Origin of the sequence: Massilia sp. IC2-477 (assembly GCF_020707265.1) — a bacterium.
Taxonomy (GTDB): domain Bacteria; phylum Pseudomonadota; class Gammaproteobacteria; order Burkholderiales; family Burkholderiaceae_D; genus Telluria.
The window spans coordinates 120,938-142,117 of record NZ_JAJFEQ010000004.1 but is presented as its reverse complement, the minus strand read 5'-3'; the positions used below and the strand labels follow the sequence as shown (position 1 = coordinate 142,117).

Genomic DNA, 21,180 nt, shown 5'->3' with positions numbered 1-21,180 from the left:
TCAGCCACGATACGTGCGGGTTGACAGGCGACTATTGCGTTACGTCATTTTATAGGTCAAAGATAATGTCACTGACCCGCTCATACACCGGATTCGCCGATGGTCCCGGATTCGGCCAGTTCAGGATATCGAAGTGGTCATACCCCTTGTAATTCCCCAAGAAGTTCCACACCCCCTTCACCGACTTGCCGTCGAACTCCCGCACCGGATGCCCGCCGGGCGCCCGCATGCTCACCGTATTCACCACTCCGTCATTGGCAAACCAGTCGCTGTCGATCCAGACCCGACCCGCCCCCTGCTGCGTATAGCCTCCCAGCCCGTGCTGCAGCACCGAGGGCACGATCCATTCGCCGGCCGTGGCCTTGAAGCCGGGGATCATGTCGGTGCGCGGGTACTGGTAAAGGGTGGTCTGGATCGGCGCCACGACGCGGTCGGTGCCGTTGCAGCACCAGGCGCCGGCCTCGGTTGCCACCGTCCCGATCGCGTAGTAATAGATGTGCGGCGAGGTGCGCGCCCAGGCGTTGAATTCGCGTGCGCCGTCCGGTGACAGCTCCCAGTTGGCCCAGCGGTTCTTGAGCAGGTCGCCGAGGGGCGTCTGCAGCGGCGGAACCACGTTCAGCACGGCATCGGCGAAGGTGGTGCCGTTGTGCGGGGTCGAGATCGTGGTCACGCTGCGCACCCAGCCTGCCTTGCCGCCCTTGAACAGTTCGTGGCCGCCTTCATCCTCGGGCGAGCCGTGTTCCAGCAGTTCGACCAGGGCGCGGATGGTGGTGCCGCCCTGGCTGTGGCCGATGAAGTGGATCGGGTGCCGGGCGTCCCAGGCGGGGTAGAGCGCCAGCGGGTAGTTCTCGGGATTATTTTTCGGGTCGGCGGCCCAGCACTTGCCGGCGGGTTTCTGCTGCTGGCCGGGCAGGCCGTATTTGCGCACGTGGGCGGCGCCGTAGTCGACGCAGCCGCCCTTGATCTGGGCGTACAGGTCGGCCGCGCGGTCCCAGTTGGAACTGACCGGGCCGACCACGGCCGCGAACACCGTGCGTGGGCCGCGGTAGACCTGCATGTGCGAGGCGATGTCGCCATAGCCGCCCCAGTAGTTGAAGCCGCTATGTTCAAAGGTGTCGGGACCGAAGCCGAGGAAGCCGTGGACCAGGATCACCGGGTAGTTGTTGGTAGCAAGCGCCGGCACGCTGGTGCACAGCGCGGCCAGCGCGAGCAGGGCGTGGATGATGCGAACCATGCAAATCTCCGTGATGGGCTCACGGTCATTGTCGGAGTTGCAGGCGAGCTGTAGTTTGCGCTGGGTCGCAGCTTGGATGCTTGTCAGGCTTCACGCACGGAAATAGTGCGCGGGACGCTTGACAGCACGATGGCCGGCGCGGCCGGCCATCGTGTCAGTTGGCGGCTTTGTTGGAGCCGATCGAGGTGGTCGGCGCGGAGGCGTTCGGGTCCGCAGCCGGCTTCGGCGCCGGCGTGTTCGACGCCGTCATGGCCGCTTCCGCCGCCTGGTCGAGGTCGCCCGTCCAGACCACATAGTCGTCCACCGAATACAGGCGGCACGGCTCGGTGCTCTTGGCGGTGCAGGTGGCCAGGGCGCGGCCGTCCGGGTCTTCGCCTTCCTCGGCCCAGGTCCAGGCGCCGCTCGGCGACACGGCAAACGCGCGCGGGGTCATCTTGCCCAGGTATTCCTGGTAGGCGCGGCGGCCGTTTTCCGACAGGAAGGGTACGGCCTCGACATCGTCCACCTTGGCGTAGTCGGTGCGCGCCGGGGTCGGCGGCGGCGGCACGTCGTACAGGACCTTGGTCGGCATGCCGATCTGGGACAGGAAGCGCATGGTGTCGTCCAGCCACACCTTTTCGCCGTCGCGGCTGGCCAGCATGCCGTGCGAGTCGCGCTTGAAGGCCGGGAATTCGATCAGGCGGCCGCGGCCGCCGGCCTGCTCGAAGGCGGTGTGCATGCGCTGCGCCAGTTCGGGGCCGAACAGCGAGTCGTTCTGGCCGTACATCCACAGGGTCGGGACCTTGGCCTTGGTGCCGTATTCGGCGAAGGCCGACACCAGCGCCGAGCGCCAGGCGCAGCGGTCGCTGTCGTCGCGCAGGCCGCCGGCGAAGTTGATCAGGCCGCGCACGCCCGGCTGCTGCTGGGTGCCGAGAGCGATGGTCGCCAGGCCGCCGTAGGACTGGCCGGCGACGACGATGCGCTCGGCGTCGACCCATTTCTGCTGGCGCGCATAAGCCAGGGTGGCGGCGATGTCTTCCGCCTGGGCATAGCCGTTGGCGGTCATGTTGCAGCCGTAGTCGCGGTAGCGCCCGGTCGAGTTGGCGAAGCCCTGGCGCATCGGCACCATGACGGCGTAGCCGCGTTTCACGAAGGCGGTCGCCATGTGATAGAAGCGGTCGCGCGGCTGCAGGTTCGGACGGCCCGGATCCTTGCCGTGGTTGATGATGATCAGCGGGAAGGGCCCCGGGCCGTTCGGCTGGAACACGGTCGTCTCGAGCATGGCGCGGCCCTGCGCGCCGGCCGGAACCTGCTCGATGTGTTCGTTCATACGATGATCAAGTTGCAACTCCTGCTGCACGGCGATCCCGGGGATCATGGCGGCGGCCGCGAGGGCGGCGGCGAACAGGTTGCGGAGCGTGAAGCGTGGAACCATGTTGACTCTGTCTCACTACGTACCGGGTGAAGCGGATGCGGAACAACTTTCCGCGAGGCATAAGTTGATTCTAGGTACGTAGAAAACGCAGAGCAATACTCGTTTAGGCAATTCCAGTAGTAAATTTTCGTGGCGTGACAAAGTGGCCACGCAATTGTTTCGTAGCAGTGTCTCTCATGGCATCCGACGTGGTTTTTCGATCACGGTTATCATGCGAAGCTGGCAACGGAAGAGAAGGAATGGTCGGATGAGCAAGTTTGCGCCGCGTCAGTGGGCGCCGGACGAAAAGCCGATGCTTCCGGGCTCTCCCTCCACGCCGGCCCATCCGACGCCGCTCCGTTTCGCCTACCTCTTCGTCGGCATCCTGATCACCATCACCGGCGGCCTCGGCAACGCCCTGGTGTCCGTCAACCTGATCAACCTCCAGGGCGTGCTCGGCGCCTATTCCACCGAAACGGCATGGCTGCCGGCCGTCTACGTGATGACCAACGCCTCGATGAACCTGCTGCTGGTGAAATTCCGCCAGCAGTTCGGGCTGCGCCTGTTTACCGAGATCTTCCTGGTGCTGTACGCGCTGGTCACCTTCGCCCACCTGTTCGTCAACGACCTCGGTTCAGCCATCGCGGTGCGCGCCGCCCACGGCATGCTGGCGGCGGCGGTGTCGCCGCTCGGACTCTATTACGTGCTGCAGGCTTTTAAAAAGGAGTGGCGCCTGCGCGGGGTGGCGCTGGCGATGGGCTGCGCCCAGCTGGCGCTGCCGCTGGCATACATCTTTTCCAACGATTTGCTGCAGATCGCCGAGTGGCGCGGGCTGTACATGTTCGAGCTGGGCCTGGCCCTGGTCTCGCTGGGCGCGGTGCTGCTGCTCAAGCTGCCGCCGGGGGACTATTTCAAGGCCTTCCGGCCGATGGACTTCGTCACCTTCGCCCTGTTCGCGCCGGGCATGGCGCTGCTGTGCGCGGCGGTGAGCTTCGGCCGGGTGCGCTGGTGGTTCGAGGAACCCTGGATCGGCATTGCCCTGGCCGCCTCGGTCTTCCTGCTGGCGGCGGCCCTGTGCGTGGAGCACAACCGCGCGAATCCGCTGCTCAACCTGCGCTGGTTCACAAGTGGCAATATCGTGCGCCTGGCCCTGTCCATGATCCTGGTGCGCATCGTGCTGTCCGAGCAGAGCGTCGGCGCGGTCGGCTTCCTGCGCCTGGTTGGACTCGACAACGACCAGCTGCAGACCCTGTACGCCATCGTGCTGTGCGCCACCATCGCCGGCGTGGTCGTCTCGGCGCTCACCATCAACGTCAACCACCTGATGGCGCCGCAGGTGATTTCGCTGCTGCTGATGGCGCTCGGCGCCTGGATCGACGCCCACGCCACCAACCAGACCCGCCCCGAGCAGATGTACCTGAGCCAGAGCCTGCTGGCCTTTGGCGGCACGCTGTTCCTGGGACCCCTGGTGATCTCGCTGATCGGCACCGTGATCGCCAACCCGGCCAACCTGATCAGCTTCTCGGTGCTGTTCGGCCTGACCCAGAACTTGGGCGGCCTGCTCGGTTCGGCCATCGTCGGCAGCTTCCAGATCCTGCGCGAGAAATACCACTCCTCGATCATCGTCGAACACCTGAGCAGCCTCGATCCACTGGTGGCGAGCCGCATTCAGGCTGGCGCCGCTGCCGTGGGCCAGATGGTGGCCGATCCGGCGGCGCGCGCGCGCCAGGGCGCAGCCTCGCTGGCCGCCAGCGCCACGCGTGAAGCCAATATCCTGGCCTATAACGACGTCTTCCTCGTGCTGTCCGTACTAGCCGCCGCCAGCGCCCTGTGGATCTTCCTGCACGCCGTGTGGCTGCATTATTTCCCCGCCTTGACCCCGGTACCGGCGTCGCCGCCGCCCGGGGCGCCTCCACCACCCGAACCAGTGACCGATTGACATGCCCGAACCATCCAGCCCACCTGCCAACAAACGCTCGCGCCGCATCCTGCTGAGCGCACTCGCCTTCGGCGCCGTCGCCCTGGGCGGCGTGCTGCTGGTGCTCTACGCCTGGAAGCTGCCGCCGTTCCAGACCACGCTGCAGGCGACCGAGAACGCACTGGTCCGGGGACAGGTGACCATCATCAGTCCTCAACTCTCCGGCTACGTGGTCGAGGTGCTGGTGCAGGACTTCCAGCAAGTGCGCAAGGGAGAGCTCCTGATGCGCATCGACGACCGCATTCCCTCCCAGCGCCTGGAGCAGGCGCGCGCCGAACTGGCCACGCGCCGCGCCGCACTCGAGAACTACGCCCAGACCAACCGCAGCGCCCAGGCGACCATCGAGCAGAACCAGGCAACCCTGGGGTCCGCCGAAGCGCAGGCGCGGCGCGCCGAGGCCGACCTGCGCCGGGTGGAAGAGCTGGCGGCCGACGGTTCGCTGTCGGCCCGTGAACGCGACGCCGCGCGCGCTACCCGCGCCCAGGCGGTGGCCGGCCGCGAGCAGGCCAGGGCGGCGCTGGAGATCGCGCGCCAGAACCTGCGTTCGGTGGGCGTCAGCCGCGCCTCTCTGGAAGCGGCGGTGGCGAACGCCGAGGCGCAGGTGCGCCTGGCCGAGATCGACCTGTCGAACACCCGCATCCACGCGCCGCGCGACGGCCAGCTGGGGCAGGTGACGGTGCGCCAGGGCGCGTTCGTGAATGCCGGCGCCCAGCTCACGGCCCTGGTGCCGAATACCTTCTGGATCATCGCCAACATGAAGGAAACGCAGATGGCCGACGTGCGCCTGGGCCAGCCGGTGAGCTTCACGGTCGATGCGCTGAACAACGCCACCCTGCGCGGCCACGTGGAGCGGATCTCGCCGGCGACCGGTTCGGAGTTCTCGGTGATCACGCCGGACAATGCGACCGGCAACTTCGTCAAGATCGCGCAGCGCATCCCGGTGCGGATCAGCATCGACCCGAACCAGCCGCTGGCCCAGCGCCTGCGGCCCGGCATGTCGGTGGTGGCGACGATTGACACGGCTTCCGCACAGAAGGAAACGCGATGAGGAAGCTGGTCTGTTTGGCCGCGCCGCTGCTGCTGGCCGCGTGCAGCATGGCGCCGCAGCCGGCGCCCGCGCCGACCCTGCAGGTGCCCGCCGCCTGGCGCAGCGCGCCCGCCGCCAACACCGCTGTGGCGCGCGACTGGTGGAAGGCCTTCGGCGACCCCCAGCTGGACGCGCTGGTACGGCGCGCGCTGGACGCCAACGGCGATTTGCGCATTGCCCGTTCGCGCCTGCAGGAGTACCAGGCGCGCGTGCGCGTTGCGAGCAGCGCCGAAGTCCCGTCCCTGAACCTGTCCATCGGTCCGTCCCGCGCGCGTGCCATCGGCCCGCTGGGCCAGCCGGTGGAAGTGACTTCGGTGACCGGCGCCGTGCAGGCGGCCTATGAACTCGACCTGTTCGGCCGCCTGGCCAGCACCACGGCGGCTGCGCGCTTCGAAGCGCTGTCGCAGGAAGCCGCGCTGGACGCGGCCGCGCTGGCGGTGGCGGCCAACACGGCTTCCGGCTACCTGAACCTGCTCGGACTGGACGCCCAGCTGACGCTGGCGCGCGAGACCCTGGCGTCGCGCGAGCGTTCCTTCGCGCTGGCGCGCCACCAGTTCGAAGTCGGCTACAGCTCGCGCCTGGAGATGTCGCAGGCCGAGGCCGAGCTGCGCGCCACCGCCGGCGTGGTGCCGCAGCTGGAGCGCGCGATCGCGCAGCAGGAACAGGCGCTGAACCTCCTGCTGGGCAGCAGCCCCGGCGCGGTGGCGCGCGGACTGCCGCTGCTGGACCTGCGCATGCCGACGCCCGGTCCCGGCCTGCCCTCGGAATTGCTGCGGCGCCGTCCCGACATCGCCCAGGCCGAGCGCGCGGTGGCGGCCGCCGACGCCAGCCTGGCCGCGGCACGTGACCAGCTGCTGCCGTCGATCCGTCTCACGGCCTCGCTCGGCGCGCAAGGCCACAGCCTGGGTAATCTGTTGCAGTCACCCACCGAGCTGTGGAGCTTAGGGGGCAGCATCCTGGCGCCCCTGTTCGATGCCGGCCGCCTGCGCGCCCAGGCCGAGATCGCAGGCACCGTGCGCGACCGCGCCGTATTCACCTACGAGAACGTGGTGCGCGGCGCGTTTGCCGAGACCGAGAACGCGCTGGCCGGGATCGACGGCCTGCGGCGCCAGCTGGCGGAAGCGGAAGCGCGCCGCACCGCCGCCAACGAGGTGCTGCGCGTGGCGCACAACCGGTATGCAAACGGCTACGCCTCCTACCTGGAAGAGCTGGATGCCCAGCGCAATGCCTTCAGCGCCGAGAACACCGTGCTGCAGCTGCGCGCCAGCCTGCTGGCGGCCCACGTCGACCTGTACCGCGCGCTGGGCGGCGGCTGGACGCCAAGGCCGTGAACGAGCCAGCCGTAAAGCGCGCGCGCTGTGCGACCTGCCTGCGTGCGCAGTCGGCCTGCATCTGCCAGTGGATCACGCGGGTGGAGCCACGTGCGGCGCTCCTGGTGCTGCAGCATCCGCTGGAGGTGAGCAATGCCAAGAACAGCGCGCGGCTGCTGCACCTGAGCGTGCCGGGCAGCGTGCTGGCGGTAGGAGAGACCTTCGATGCGCCTGCACTCGACGCGCTGCTGCATGCGAATGGGCGGGCGCCGGTGCTGCTGTATCCGGACACCGATGGCGACGCCAGCCTCCCGGTACCGCCGCACTTCGTGCCGCAGGACGCCGGCAGGCTGCGCCTGGTGGTACTGGATGCCACCTGGCGCAAGAGCCGCAAGATGCTGTACCTGAACCCGGCCCTGCAGACGCTGCCGCGGCTGGCCCTGCGCGAGGTCGCTCCTTCGAATTATCGGATTCGCAAGGCACATGCCCCGCACCAGCTGTCCTCGCTGGAGGCGGCGGCCCTGGCGCTGGCCCAGCTGGAAGGCGAGGGAACATCGTTTCAGCCGCTGCTGGATGCCTTCGACGGCTTTATCGGGCAACAGGCCGCTTTCGTGCCGCACTTGAATTCAAACTGAGCAAGGCGTACCATACTGTATAAATGTACAGTATGGAGCCGCCGTGCCCGATCGCAATAACCCCGAACAGCGCCAGTCCGTGGACGAGCAGCCCATGCTCGGCCCGCGTCCACTCGCCGCTAGAAAAGGTCGGGGCGCGGTGTCGAACCTGCAAGGCAGGTACGAGGTCAACGGACGCGAGGAATTCGACGACGGCTGGGAGCGCGACGAAGAGGGCGCCGCCAGCATCCGCACGGTCGTCACGGACGAAGTCGCCAAGTCCATCCTGTCGCGCAACAGCTCGCCCGACGTGCCCTTCAACGTCTCGCTGAATCCCTACCGCGGCTGCGAACACGGCTGCATCTACTGCTTCGCCCGCCCGAGCCACAGCTACCTTGGCCTGTCGCCGGGGCTCGACTTCGAAAGCCGCCTGTTCGCCAAGGTGAACGCGGCCGAGCTGCTGCGGCGCGAACTGGCCAAGCCCGGCTATGTGCCCGAGCACATCGCCATCGGCGTCAACACCGACGCGTATCAACCTTGCGAACGCGAGCTGCGCCTGACGCGCGCGGTGTTAGAGGTGCTGAAGGAATGCCAGCATCCGGTCGGACTCATCACCAAGTCTTCGCTGATCGAGCGCGACATCGACCTGATCGCACCGATGGCCGAAAAGAGCCAGGCCTGCGCCGCCATCACCCTGACCACGCTCGACCCCGCCATTTCGCGCACACTCGAGCCGCGCGCGGCCGCACCGGCGCGCCGCCTGCGCACCATCCGCACATTGACGGAAGCCGGTATCCCGGTGAGCGTGAGCGTTGCACCCATCATTCCTTTCGTGACCGAACCGGAGATCGAACGCATCCTGGAAGCGGCCCACGACGCCGGCGCCATCGGCGCGCATTACACCGTGCTGCGCCTGCCATGGGAAGTGAACCCGCTGTTCCAGGAGTGGCTGCAGGCGCACTTCCCCGACCGCGCCCAGCGTGTCATGAACCGCATCCGCGACCTGCGCGGCGGCAAGGACTATGACAGCGACTTCAGCAAACGCATGCAGGGAGAGGGCATCTGGTCCGACCTCATCCGCCAGCGTTTTACCAAGGCGGTAGACAGGCTGGGAATGGGAGAATTTCGCGGGCGCTTCGGCAGGCTGGATGGCTCGCAGTTCCGCAAGCCGCTGGTGGTGCCGCCCGCGCCGGGCAAAGGCGCGGCCAGGACGAACGGACAGCTCGACCTCTTCTAGCAAGCTGTCGCCAGGGCGCGTCGCTGGCGGCGCGACTTCCGTACCGGGCACCCGCATCCTGTCCACCGGCTCTCCTTTGCCGAGTGCCGCGCCGTGCCGTGCAACGCGGCCCCGATTCCCTTTTCGTAGCCTTGGTGCACGCGAGGCGGTCACGTATCCTGGGCAATCTATTTTCCAAATGACAGGGCGTTCATGAACGTCGACAGGCACTGCCACCGGTTTATACTTATCGAATATTTAATAAACTGACGGAATTCAGTTATGGATGAGCCGCCGGAGTCCACCTTGCCGGATCTGTCTTCAAGCGGGGCAGTGACATTTCCAGTGGTCGGCATCGGGGCGTCGGCCGGTGGCCTGCCGGCCCTGACGCAGCTGCTCGAGAACTTGCCGCCAGCGCCCGGCATGGCCCTGGTGGTCGTGCTGCACCTGGCCCCGGACGCGCCCAGCGCCATCGACAGGGTGCTGCAGCGCGCTACCGACATGGCGGTCGTGCAGGTCATCGAGCGCGTCCCCCTGCTGCCGAACCGGGTCTATGTGATTTCTCCCGGCCGCAGCCTGGAAATGGAAGACGGCCACCTGCTTGCCTGCGAAGCGTCCGCCACGCCGCGCATGCCCACCACCATCAACATCTTCCTGCGCGCCCTGGCCGAAACGCATGGCGAGGGGGCGATTGGCGTGCTGCTGTCCGGCATGGGTACGGACGGCGTCGCCGGCCTAAGGTGTATCAAGGAGCATGGCGGCATCGTGATCGTGCAGGTTCCCGATGAGGCCGAAGAATCCAGCATGCCGCAGGCGGCGATCGATGCCGGCGTCGCGGATTTTGTCCAGCCCGCCGGCGAGATCGCGGCCAGGCTGCTGGAAATGCGCGACGTGATGCAGGCCATCCACAAGGGCGGGCAGAAAGGTAACGTCCCGCTCGAGCCACCGCTCCTAGACATGGGCAAATTCCCCCAGGAACGGCTGGAGGCGGTGCTGGCGCTGTTGCACGCGCAAACCGCGCACGACTTCCGCCATTACAAGCAGGTGACCGTCCTGCGCCGCATCGAACGGCGCATGCAGGCGCGCGCCGTGCCGGACCTGCCTGCCTATCACGAGCTGCTGCTGCAGGATCCGCTTGAACCGGACGCCCTGGTTCAGGAAATGCTGATCGGCGTGACCAGCTTCTTTCGCGACCGCGAGGCTTTCGACGCGCTGGAGCAGTTCGTCCTGCCGCGCATCTGCCAGGCCAGGCCTTCCGGCGAACCGGTGCGGGCCTGGGTCACGGCCTGCTCGACCGGCGAGGAAGCGTATTCACTCGCCATGCTGCTGGCCGAGCGCGTGGAATGCGTCGACGACGCCCCGGCGATGCAGATGTTCGCCACCGATATCGACGAGCGCGGGCTCGCCATGGCGCGCGCCGCGCGCTACCCCGAGACGATCGCGGCAGACGTGCCGCCGGAACGGCTGGCGCGCCATTTCACGCCCGTCGACAGCCAGTTCAAGGTGCGCAGGCTGCTGCGTGAACGTATCCTGTTTGCGCGCCACGACCTGCTGCACGACCCGGCCTTCTTGAAACTCGACCTGATCACCTGCCGCAATGTCCTGATCTACCTGAACCGGGAAGTCCATCGTCACGTGCTGGAAGTGTTTCACTCCGCACTCAGACCCGGTGGCTTCCTCTTCCTGGGGAACGCCGAGTCCGCGGAGCTGGCGGCCGACCTGTTCAGCGCCGTCAACAGCCGCTATCGCATCTACCAGGCCAAGCCTGTCGCCCAGGCGGGACGCCGGCTATCGGTGGCCCTGCCACGTACGGAGGTCAGGCGGCCGGCGCCGGGAGCGGGCGCGCCGGCCGCGGGCAAGACCGCGACGCCGGCCTACGCCGAGCTGCACCAGCGTGTGCTGCTCCAGCTCGCGCCGCCCAGCGCGCTGATCGACCGCAGCGGCAATGTCGTGCATGCTTCAGAGGGCGCGGGTGCCTTCCTGCGCTTCGCCGGCGGCGAGCCCAGCATGCAGCTACTGGCGCTGGTTCCGCCTGATGTGAGCATCGACCTGCGCACGGCGCTGTCACAGGCAAACGAGAGCGGCCAGGCCGCGCATACCGGTCCGCTCCGCTACCGGCAGGATGGCCAGGAGCGCGAAGTCGCCCTGTCGGTGCTGCCAGTGCCCGGCGCCGAAGGCCTGCGGCTGGTGCGGTTCGACCCCGTCGAACCTGCCGACGATGGCGTGGCGCCCGGGGACCCCGCCGACCCGCGCGTACGCGAACTGGAGCAGGCCTTGCTGCGCGCGCGGCGCAACCTGGAGCAGACGACCGAACAGGCCGAAGCCGCCAACGCCAGGCTGGTCCGGGCCAACGAGCACCTGCAGGCGAACGTGGAAGAGCTGCGGGCGGATATCGAGGAATTCGAAATCCACCGCGAGGAACTGCAATCGCGCAATGAGGAGCTGCATACCATCAATGCCGAGCTGGAGGTACGCACGGAAGCAACCGCCCAGGCCAACGACGATCTCAGCAACCTGATCGCCTCGACCGACATCGCGACCCTGTTCCTCGACCTGCGCCTGCGCATCCAGCGATATACGCCGAGCGTCACGCGCATCTTCAACATCATCGGGGCCGACGTCGGCCGGCCACTGGCCGACCTCAGCGGCAAGATCGACAGCATGCACCTGCTGAACGATGTTGTCGGCGTCTTTGCCAGCGGGAAGCCGGTCGAGCGCGAAGCGCGCAGCAGCAACGGCATCGACTACATCGTGCGCATCCATCCCTACCGCACCGCCTACGAGCGCATCGAAGGCGCGGTCCTGACCTTCTTCGACATCAGCCGCCGCCGCCATGCCGAGAATGCCCTGCGCGAGAGCGAACAGCGCCTGGCGACCGCATTTGCCGCGCTGCCGATCGGGATCGGCATTCTCGACCCAAAAGGCGACATGCTCATGTTGAACGAGGTCATGCGGCGCTTCATGCCTGCCGACCTGATGCCGTCGCCCGACGTGGAGCGCGTTGCCCGCTGGCGCGGCTGGGATGCCGCCGGCGCCCCGATCGAGCCCGAAGATTTTCCCGCCGCCCTGGCGCTGCGCGGCGAGAGCGTGCTGGGGGGCATGCAGATGCTGTACACCGACGACGCAGGCCGGGAAACCTGGACCGAAGTGCGCTCCGCGCCCTTGCTCGACGGCGAGGGAAACATCACGGGCGCCCTGGCCGTGGTCATCGACGTCGACCGGCTCAAGCGCAGCGAAGAGGCGGCCCGGCAGAGCGCGCAGCGCCAGGCATTCCTGCTCCGGCTCGCTGATGCCGTCAGGCCGCTCCACGCGGCCGCCGAGATCCAGGGTGAGGCCACGCGCTTGCTGCGCGAGCACCTCGGCGCGGGGTGGTGCTATTACGTCGAATGGGACGAGGCGGCCGCGCTGGGCGTCGTGCTGCGCGACGCGGCGCGTGCGGGTCTTCCGTCGCTCGCGGGAACGCACGACGTCTCTGACGTGCCGGAGTTCCTTGACATCATCCGGGAAAGGACCATGCTGAACGTCGGCGACTACGCGAACTACGATGGCTTGAGCCCGGAGCTTCGTGCGCGCTACACGGCGCTCGGCTTCCGCTCGATGCTGGTCGCCACGCTGGTCAAGCAGGGGCGCCTGGTCGCGTCGCTGATCGTGGGCGGCACCGAGGTGTGCGAATGGTCGGGAGACGCGGAGGCGCTGCTGAGGGAGGTCGCCGAGCGCACCTGGGCCGCCATCGAGCGCTCGCACGCGCAGGCGGCCGCGGCGCGCGCCGAGCGGCGCGCGGAAAGCATCCTCGAACGCATGAGCGAAGCGCACTGCGTGCTCGGGCCGGATTACCGCATCCTCGGCGTGAACGCCGCCGCCGAGCGCCTGCTCGACAGGGAGCGCGCAAGCCTGCTGGGGCTTTCGCACTGGGATGCCTTCCCCGGTTCCGTGGACGCCCCGGTCGGGCGGGCCTTGCGCCGGGTAGTCGAAGAAGGCGTGGAGCAGCATTTCAGCCACCACTACACGGGCGAAGGCTACGACTTCCACCTCGAGGTCAATGCCTACCCGACCGACGAGGGAGGCGTTGCCATGTTCTGGCGCGACGTCAGCGACAGGCTGCGTGCGGCAAAAGCGCTGCAGGCGAGCGAGGAGAAATACCGGGCCCTGTTCAACGAGATGGACGAGGCCTATGCCGTGGTCGAGGTGATGGCCGACGCGGAAGGCCGATGGGCCGATTTCCTGTTCCTGGACGCAAATCCGGCCTTCATGCGGCATACCAGCATGCCGTATCCGGTGGGGCGCACCGCGACCCAGCTGCTGGGCACCCCGAATCCGCGCTGGGCCGCCCTGTACGGACGTGCCGTAGAAACGGGCGAACCGATTCGCGTGGAAGAGGGTGAGCTGATGCTGGGGCGCGTATTCGACCTGAACATCTTCCGCCTTGGCGGCGAAGGCAGCCGCCGTGTCGCGGTACTGTTTACGGACATCACCGAGCGCAAGCGGGGAGAAGAAGCCCTGCGCGGCAGCGAGGCACGCTTCCGGGCGCTGGCGGAAGCCTCGCCGGCACTGATCTGGCAGCTCGACAGTGCGGGCGCGTTGAGCTACGTGAACGAGCGCACTGTCGACCTGACAGGCGCCACCATGGATCAGTTGCGGGAGATGGGTTGGCAAGACATCGTGCATCCGGACGATGCGGCCGACTATGTGGGCGCGGTCGAGCACGCCTTGCGTACCCGTGAAGTGTTCGAGCGACGCGTGCGCCTGCAAAAACGCGGCGGAGGCTATCGCTGGTTCAAGTCGCATGCGCGTCCCTGGCACACCGCGGATGGGCAGTTCCAGGGACTGGTCGGGATGTCGCTCGAGGTGTCCGATGCGGGGCAGGCACAGGATGCGGCAAGTCCTGCGGATGGCGCTTGACTGATGCAGTCGACGCGCATCGAACAGGACATGTGGACCCGGACTACTGCTTCTTTTCGATCCTGCCGTGCACCTCGTTCACCATCACCAGTGCCGCGGAGCCGTACAGCTTGTGGTACTCGGCTTCCATCAGGCCGCTCACGATGACGGGGTCGGTCTCGACGTAACGCCTGGCTTCCTCGATGTCCGGCGTGGCGATGATGAAGATCCCGCGGCGGCCTTCCTTGCCGTCCAGCGGGCCGGCCACGACCAGTTTCTTTTCGGCGGCAAGCCTGCCCATATTGGCGAAGTGGCCCTGGAAGACCTTGTCGCGCTCGGCCTTGTCTTCGATTTTCCTGGGGCCGGTCTTGAGGATCACGAACACGTAGGGCCGCATGCCGCGCTCGTCGGCGCCGAGCGATTTGGCAAGCGCGGCATCGTATTGCGGCGCGGGCTCGGCCGCCTTGGTCTGGGCGGCGGCAGGCTGCATTGCGAGCAGCAGCGAAGCGCATAGCCCCATCAGCATCTTGTTCGACATTCTCTGGTCTCCTGTCATGGGCGCGTGGCATGGATGCGCGTTGGCTTGTCCAGCGATTCTAGCTGTTCAGACCCACAGGCGATAGATCCAGAATGACTCGTCCTCGATATAGCGGTTGGCGAATTCGGTGGGCGGGAAGCCGCAGATCTGGCGCGTGACGCGGCTCATGTGGGCCTGGTCGGAAAAGCCTTCGTCCAGCGCCAGCGTGGCCCAGTCGAAAGGCTGGCCGTTCTCGTAGCGCTCGCGCGCCGCAAAGAACATGCCCTCGGTGCGCACCAGCGACTGCCATTCGCGCAGCGAGCGGCCGCTGAAGGCCTTGATGCGGCGTTCGACCTGGCGCTCGCTGTGCGTGCTGCGCCATTCGTAGGCCTTCCACGCCAGCTGCTGCACCCAATGCCGGCCGATCTGGCGCAGCGAAGGCCGCTCCGCGCTGCGGCCCTGTACGGTGCGCCAGCGCTTCCCTAACTGCGCTTCCAGCACGCGCAGGGCCGTCGCGTCGTCAGCCGCGGCCAGCAGCGCATCGAACAGCGGCCGCCACGCTTCGCCGAGCACCGCATGCGCCGGCAGGAAGCGGTCCTGCACCGTCGCCAGGTCGAGCCCGAACAGGGCCTGCGCGGCGTCCGGCAGGAAGCAGGCCATGTAGCCGCGGCCGCCCGTCGGCGCCCAGGCGACCAGGGAATGGGACTGACTGCCCGAGATCATCACGCGCGCGCCGAACGGATGCCAGCCGCGCGCGTCCACAAGACCCGCATCGAGGCCGTGGAACCAGGACAGCGTGACGATGGGGGAAGCGGGGAAGTGCGACAGCCGCTGCGCGTCGCTCAGCGCCACATGCGAGGTGTCGCGGCTGATCAGGGCCAGCATGGCGTCTTGCAGCGCAGCTGGGGCCAGGTAGAGGCGGTCGAGTGGCGCCTTACCCTCGCTGCATGCGCGCGGGCTGCGTGCGAGCGGATCGGGACAGGGATGCAGGTGGTCGTGACTGTCGGGGGCCATGAGCCAGCAGTATAGGCAGGTGTGTGCGGCCTGTCGATGTCGTTTGCGTTCAAGACGCGGGCCCTGCGCCCGGCAAAGAATGGGGACCATGAATACGACCAACTCCTCTGAATGTCCCTTCCATGCGGGCCGCATGCCGTCCGCGCCGATCGACGAAGCGCTGCTGCAGCACCCGCCCGGCAGCTGGCCTCCCGGACCGTCGTCGCGCCTGACCGGCTGGAGCCTGCTGGCGCAGATGGGACGCGACTTGCCGGCTGTCCTCACCCGGTGGCGCCAGGCCTACGGCGACCTGGTCCACCTGCGCATCTGGCCCGAGCACCAGATCGTCGTCACTGACCCGGCGCTGGTGCGCGAGCTGCTGGTCACTCACCACGACGCCATCATCCGCTGGGAGCGCGGGGTGCAGGTGTTCTCCTACCTGCAGGGCAACAGCGTGCTGATCGCGGAGCGCGCGCCGTGGGCGGCCAAGCGCCATGCCTTGCAACCGGCCTTTGCACCGAAGTCGGTGAAAAGCTTCGTGCCGACCATCGCGGCAGCCGCCGGCGCGGCCATGGAGCGCTGGCAGCCGGGGACCAGCATGCCGATCGAGAGCGAGCTGACCTCGCTGGCGATGGACGTCATCATGCGCATGATGTTCTCGAGCGCGATCGGCGACGAGGCGCGCAGCATGGAGACAGCGGTGCACGAGGCGCTGGTGGAGGGCAATGCCGAGCTGTTCTGGCCCGCCAGCGCGCCGGACTGGCTGCCCTGGAAGCGCCGCAAGCGCCAGGTGCGCGCGCTGCTCAGGGGACTGATCGACCATCAGCTGCAGGCCCGCCTCGCATTGCCGCAGCCGGAATGGCCGGCTGACCTGCTGAGCCGCCTCTTGGCCCTGCACCGTGATGACCCTGAGGCCTAGCCACTGGCGGCGGTGCGCGACGAATGCATGACGGCCTTCCTGGCAGGGAACGAGACGACCGCGGCGAGCCTGAGCTGGTGGGCCTGGTGCATGGCGGCGAATCCAGCGGCGCAGGATACGGCGCGGCGCGAGGTGGATGCGGTGCTGCAAGGCCGCAGTCCGGCAGGGGAGGACCTGCCGCGCCTCGGCTACCTGGCGCAGACTCTGAACGAAACCATGCGCCTGTATCCGGCCGCGCCGGTCCTGATGAGCCGGCGCGCGACGCGCGGGTTCACGCTGGGCGGCTGGTCGATCCCGGCGCGGACCATGTTCATGATCCCGGTGTTCCTGATGCACCAGGACGCGCGCTGGTTTCCGGAGCCGCAGGCCTTCCGGCCGGAGCGCTTCGCCCCGGATGCGCCGGCGATTCCGCGCGGGGCCTTCATGCCCTTCGAGACGGGGCCGCGTGTGTGCCTGGGGCAGCACCTGGCGCTGGCGGAGATGACGGTGGTGGCGGCGATGGTGCTGCAGCGCTTCGTGCTGGCGAAGGGGGAAGGGCAGGCGGAGCCGGAAGCGGTGTTGAATATTTCGTTGCGGGCGAAGGTGCCGTTGGCGCTGAACGTCCAGCTTCGGTAGGGTGGGCGGGTTTCCCGCCCACGCGGTGATCGCATCAGGCTCCGCTATCGCGCCGGATGATCTCGTTGCCAACTTTCACGGCGTGGGCGGGGGACCCGCCCACCCTACAGGTCAGCCTTGGTTTCCACGCTTCGGCAACAACTCATTCACGATCGCATTCAGCCGATCCACCGACACCGGCTTGCCCAGGTGCGCCGAGAAGCCCGCCGCCCTGGCCCGGGCGATGTCGGTGTCGCGCCGCATGCTGGTGATGGCGATCGCCGGCAGCCTCGCGTACTTCGGCAACCCGTGCACCCGGCGCAGGAGTTCGTAACCGTCCATCTCAGGCATCGCGATGTCGGAGATCAGGAGGTCCACATCCTCGCGCGCCAGGACTTCCAGCGCTTGAACCCCGCTGGTCGCGGCGAGCACGACCGCGCCGGTGGTCTCGAGCAGCGACTTGAAGACCTGCAGCATGTCTTCCATGTCGTCCACCAGCAGGATGCGCACGCCCGCCAGGCTGTCGTCGGCCGCGCGCTCGCCCGGAGGCAGGGCGGCGGAGCGGTCGAGCACCGGCAGCCAGAAGCTGAAGCGGGCGCCCTTGCCGATGCCTTCCGAGGCGGCTTCGACCCGGCCGCCGTGCAGCGCGACGATTTCGCGCACCAGCGCCAGGCCGATGCCAAGGCCGCCCCTGGCACGCGTGGTCACGGACGAACTCTGGCCGTACATGTCGAACACGTGCGGCAGGAAGGCGGGGGCGATGCCCTGGCCGTCGTCGACCACGTCGACCCGTGCGAAGCCGTCATCGCGCGCCAGCGTCAGCTGCACGTGGCCGCCGGCCTGCGTGAACTTGACCGCATTGCTCAGCAGGTTCATCACCACCTGCTCGATACGGGTGACGTCGGCCAGCACCGGCACGCCGCCGGTATTGCCGCTCAGGGCAATGGCGATGTCCTTGGCTGCGGGGTCGCTGCGCGCGACGTCGACGATCCCCTGCAGTACGGCGTCCAGCGCGACCGGCGCCATGGTGAGCGACAGCTTGCCGGTGCGCACCCGCGACATGTCCATCAGGTCGTCGATGATCTTGGCCTGGTTCATCACCGAATTGCGGATGATCGAGGCGGCGCGCATGAAGGTTGGCGACTGGCGCAGTTCCGGCATGCGCGACAGCAGCTCGACGTTAATGTGGATCATGTTGAGCGGATGGCGCAGCTCGTGCGACATCACGGACAGGAACTCGTCCTTGAGCGCGATGGCGTTCTCGGCGTCGGAACGATCGGCCGATTCGCGGTGCAGGGCCTGCTCGCGTTCGTCGTCCTGGCGCACGCGCGCCGTGACGTCGCGCGCGATCTTGGCGTACCCGTAGAAGTCGCCGTTGCGCAGCGGGGTGGTGACGCCGCTGCAGAAGAAGCGCGAGCCGTCCTTGCGCATGTGCCAGCGCTCGTCCTCGGCGCGGCCGTCCTGGCGTGCGCGGCGCAGTTCGTCCCTGGGTACGCCGCGCGCCACGTCCTCGGGCACGAACAGGCGGTCGGTGGGTTCGCCCTGCATCTCCTCGGCCGTGTAGCCGAACAGGGCCTCGGCGCCCTTGTTCCAGCTGGTGACGCGGCCTTCCTGGTCGAGCGTGATGATGGCGTAGTCGTTGGCGCTCTCGGCCACCATCTGCATGCGCGCCTCGCTGGCGCGCGCCTGTTCCTCGGCCTGGCGGCGCAGCGTGATGTCGAAGAAGGTCATCACCGCGCCTTCGATCCGGTCTTCGTTGGTCCGGTAGGGCAGCAGGCGCACGATGTAGTAGCGCCCGTCGTTGCTGCGCACCTCGCGTTCGACCAGGCGCAGGGTGTCGAAGGTGGCGGATACGTCCTCGGCCAGCTGGTCGTAGTCCAGCTTGTGCGTGAGGTCGAGCAGCGAGCGGCCCACGTCCGAGGCGATGATCGAGAACAGGTCGGCCGCGCGCGGCGTGAAGCGCTTGATGCGCAGGCCGCTGTCGACAAAGATGGTGGCGATGTCGGTCGAGGCGATCAGGTTGTTCAGGTCGTCGTTGGCCTTGCCGGTCTCCTCGACCTTGACCTTCAGCTCGAAGTTGACGGTGACGAGTTCCTCGTTCACCGACTGCAGCTCTTCCTTGCTGGTTTCCAGTTCCTCGGTAGCCGAGCGCAGTTCCTCGTTGATGGCCTGCAGCTCCTCGTTCGAGGCGCGCAGCTCTTCGGTCGAGATTTCCGAATTCTCGATGGTTTCCTGCAGCTGTTCGCGCTTGCGCTGCAGCTCGGCCTCGAGCTGGGCCAGCACCACGTCGTGGCTGCCGTCGGGACGCGACACCGGCGGAGCGTCCGGCGTGCGCTCGACGCGGTTGAATACGACGACTAGGTAGTCGGTTTCGGATTCCTCGTCGCGGAACGGGCGCACCGTCATGGCGATGGTGCCGAGTTCCTTCTGCTCGGTGATCTCGATCGGCCGGCATTCGGCGCTGCTGTCGTGGTGCGCCGCCTGGTACATGGCGGAGCGCAGCTCCATGCGCAGCTCCGGCAGGACCAGGGCCAGCAGGTTGCGCGAGGGTTCGCCGCCACCCATGCGCAGGAACTGGCCCGCCTGTTCCGACATGTGCACCAGGTTGCCCTCGCGGTCGATCACCACCGAGGGCGGCGCGAACCTGGCGAGCGCGCGCTGGTGCATCTCGGCGTAGGTCGACTGGCGCTTGCCCTGCAGCTTGGGACGGACGATCTCGGGCAGGCGTGTGCCGTACACGCTCGAGGTCGGGCCCTGGTAGTGCAGCGCGCGGCCGCCGCTGCGGGCGCGGTAGATGCGGTTCTTCTTGTCGACCGGGATGAAGTAGTCCGACACCGACTCGGCCGACTCGGAGCTGCCCAGGAACAGGTAGCCGCCGGGTTTCAGCGCGAAGTGGAAGGTCTGCAGCACGCGCAGCTGGACGTCGCGGTTCAGGTAGATCAGCAGGTTGCGGCAGCTGACCAGGTCGAGGCGCGAGAAGGGCGGGTCGCGCAGCAGGTTGTGCGAGGCGAACAGGATGCGGTCGCGCAGCGACTTGCGGGTGCGGTAGCGGTCGTCGTCCTTGTTGAAATACTGGCGCAGGCGGCTGGGGGCCACGTCGGTGATGATCGAGGCCGGATAGGTGCCCGAACGCGCGACGTCGATCGCGTGGTCGTCGATGTCCGAGGCGAATACCTGGAACGCGGGCGGGTGCTCCGACAGCGCGGCCTGGTCGGCCATCAGCATCGCCAGCGAATAGGCTTCCTCGCCGGTGGCGCAGGCCGCGACCCAGGCGCGCACCTCGTCGGTCGGCCCCTTGTCCTTGAACAGCTCGGGAATCACGTCGCGCTCGAGCGATTCGAAGGCTTCGCGGTCGCGGAAGAAGTTGGTGACCCCGATCAGCATGTCGTCCAGCAGCGCCTTGTACTCGTTGGCGTCGGACTCGAGCACGTCGCGGTATTCCGGCAGGGTGTGCACCTGGCGCACCTGCATGCGCCGTTCGATGCGGCGCAGCACGGTGGCGCGCTTGTAATGGCGGAAGTCGTGGCCGGTATGGCCCAGCAGGGCAGCAATGATGTCCTGCAGCGCATCCTCGGCGCCGGCGATCTCGGCCGGCGACGCTTCGCGTTCGATCGGCGCTTCCATGTCGCCCGGCGGTGGCAGCGTGATGATCTTGGCGTTGTCCCACAGGTCGATCAGCTTCTGCGGCATGTCGACCACCGGCAGGATGAAGTCGACCGCGCCGGTGCGGATGGCGGCCACCGGCATGCCGTCGTGCTCGGCGTCGCCCGGGCTCTGGGCGATGGTGATGCCGCCCTGTTCCTTGACGCGGGTCAGGCCGACGGCGCCGTCCGAGCCGGTGCCGGACAGCACGACGGCGATGGCGCGCTCGCGGTGCACGTGGGCAAGGGTGCGGAAGAACAGGTCGATCGCCACGTGCTGGCCGCGCGGGCGCTCCAGCTCGTCCACCAGCAGCAGCCCGTCCATCATCGACAGGTGCAGGTTGGGCGCGATCACGTAGACATGGCCGGGCTGGATCTCGACCTTGCTGGTCACCTGCGTCACCGGCATGCGGGTGGCGCGCTGCAGGATCTCGGCAGCCGAGCTCGGGTGCTTGGGCGACAGGTGCAGGATGACCACGAAGGCCATCTCGTTCACGGCAGGCATGTTCTCGAACAGCGTCTGCAGCGCCGGCAAGCCTCCGGCCGAGGCGCCGATGCCGACCACCGGGAAGTGCAGCGTGCTCGGCACGACGTCGGGCGGAGTAGGCAGGGCTTCGGAAGTGACGACTGGATCGGACATCGTTCTGTTTTATGGTGATGGGATGAATCGGAAGTCTAGCCGATTCGTCACCGACTGCGATGGAAATGTAAGAAAAATGCGAGCTTTTTTGGACGCGCGGAAACGGAATCGGCCCACCTCCTCATCTGCACTAGACTGTGCATTCGCCTTTGCAGCGATGGAGCCA

General features: G+C 67.6%; 11 protein-coding genes and 1 pseudogene. 7 read left to right on the top strand and 5 right to left on the bottom strand.

All coding sequences use genetic code 11. The annotated features are described in order from the left end of the window. Nucleotides 1-49 precede the first annotated feature (49 nt). Nucleotides 50-1,234 (bottom strand): triacylglycerol lipase, encoded by a 1,185-nt coding sequence (locus LK542_RS09440; RefSeq protein ID WP_227811708.1) that lies wholly within the window; start codon nt 1,232-1,234, stop codon nt 50-52. A gap of 154 nt (nt 1,235-1,388) precedes the next feature. Then, a complete protein-coding gene (locus LK542_RS09435; RefSeq protein WP_227811707.1) occupies nt 1,389-2,648 on the bottom strand; it encodes a dienelactone hydrolase family protein in 1,260 nt (419 codons plus the stop codon). A gap of 247 nt (nt 2,649-2,895) precedes the next feature. Here LK542_RS09435 and LK542_RS09430 point away from each other — a divergent pair, with 247 nt between their 5' ends. The 6 genes from LK542_RS09430 (at nt 2,896) to LK542_RS09405 (ending at nt 13,731) form a co-directional block, all read left to right on the top strand. Further along, complete coding sequence (locus tag LK542_RS09430) at nt 2,896-4,566, top strand: MFS transporter (protein ID WP_227811706.1); 1,671 nt, start codon at nt 2,896-2,898, stop codon at nt 4,564-4,566. A gap of 1 nt (nt 4,567) precedes the next feature. Beyond that, on the top strand, nt 4,568-5,653 hold the full coding sequence (locus LK542_RS09425; protein WP_227798974.1) for an HlyD family secretion protein: 1,086 nt from the start codon (nt 4,568-4,570) through the stop codon (nt 5,651-5,653). After that, nucleotides 5,650-7,023: an efflux transporter outer membrane subunit gene (locus tag LK542_RS09420; RefSeq protein ID WP_227811705.1), complete on the top strand. Its 1,374-nt coding sequence runs from the start codon at nt 5,650-5,652 to the stop codon at nt 7,021-7,023. The genes LK542_RS09425 and LK542_RS09420 overlap by 4 nt, the downstream gene beginning before the upstream one ends. Further along, nucleotides 7,020-7,637: a DTW domain-containing protein gene (locus LK542_RS09415; RefSeq protein ID WP_227811704.1), complete on the top strand. Its 618-nt coding sequence runs from the start codon at nt 7,020-7,022 to the stop codon at nt 7,635-7,637. The genes LK542_RS09420 and LK542_RS09415 overlap by 4 nt, the downstream gene beginning before the upstream one ends. Before the next feature lie 94 nt (nt 7,638-7,731). Next, on the top strand, nt 7,732-8,853 hold the full coding sequence (locus LK542_RS09410) for a PA0069 family radical SAM protein (protein ID WP_227811964.1): 1,122 nt from the start codon (nt 7,732-7,734) through the stop codon (nt 8,851-8,853). Nucleotides 8,854-9,165: 312 nt separating this feature from the next. Beyond that, a complete protein-coding gene (locus tag LK542_RS09405; protein WP_227811703.1) occupies nt 9,166-13,731 on the top strand; it encodes a CheR family methyltransferase in 4,566 nt (1,521 codons plus the stop codon). 43 nt (nt 13,732-13,774) lie between these two features. Here the strand turns inward: LK542_RS09405 and LK542_RS09400 are convergent, their stop codons facing one another. After that, nucleotides 13,775-14,248, bottom strand: a complete 474-nt coding sequence (locus tag LK542_RS09400) for a YciI family protein (RefSeq protein WP_227811702.1) — start codon at nt 14,246-14,248, stop codon at nt 13,775-13,777. Nucleotides 14,249-14,314: 66 nt separating this feature from the next. Further along, on the bottom strand, nt 14,315-15,241 hold the full coding sequence (locus LK542_RS09395) for a helix-turn-helix domain-containing protein (RefSeq protein WP_227811701.1): 927 nt from the start codon (nt 15,239-15,241) through the stop codon (nt 14,315-14,317). Nucleotides 15,242-15,476: 235 nt separating this feature from the next. Between LK542_RS09395 and LK542_RS09390 the strand changes: the two are divergent. Continuing rightward, nucleotides 15,477-16,754 (top strand): annotated as a pseudogene (locus LK542_RS09390) (cytochrome P450). A gap of 111 nt (nt 16,755-16,865) precedes the next feature. Here the strand turns inward: LK542_RS09390 and LK542_RS09385 are convergent. Next, nucleotides 16,866-21,014, bottom strand: coding sequence for a CheR family methyltransferase (locus LK542_RS09385; protein ID WP_227811700.1), 4,149 nt, complete (start codon nt 21,012-21,014; stop codon nt 16,866-16,868). Nucleotides 21,015-21,180 lie beyond the last annotated feature (166 nt).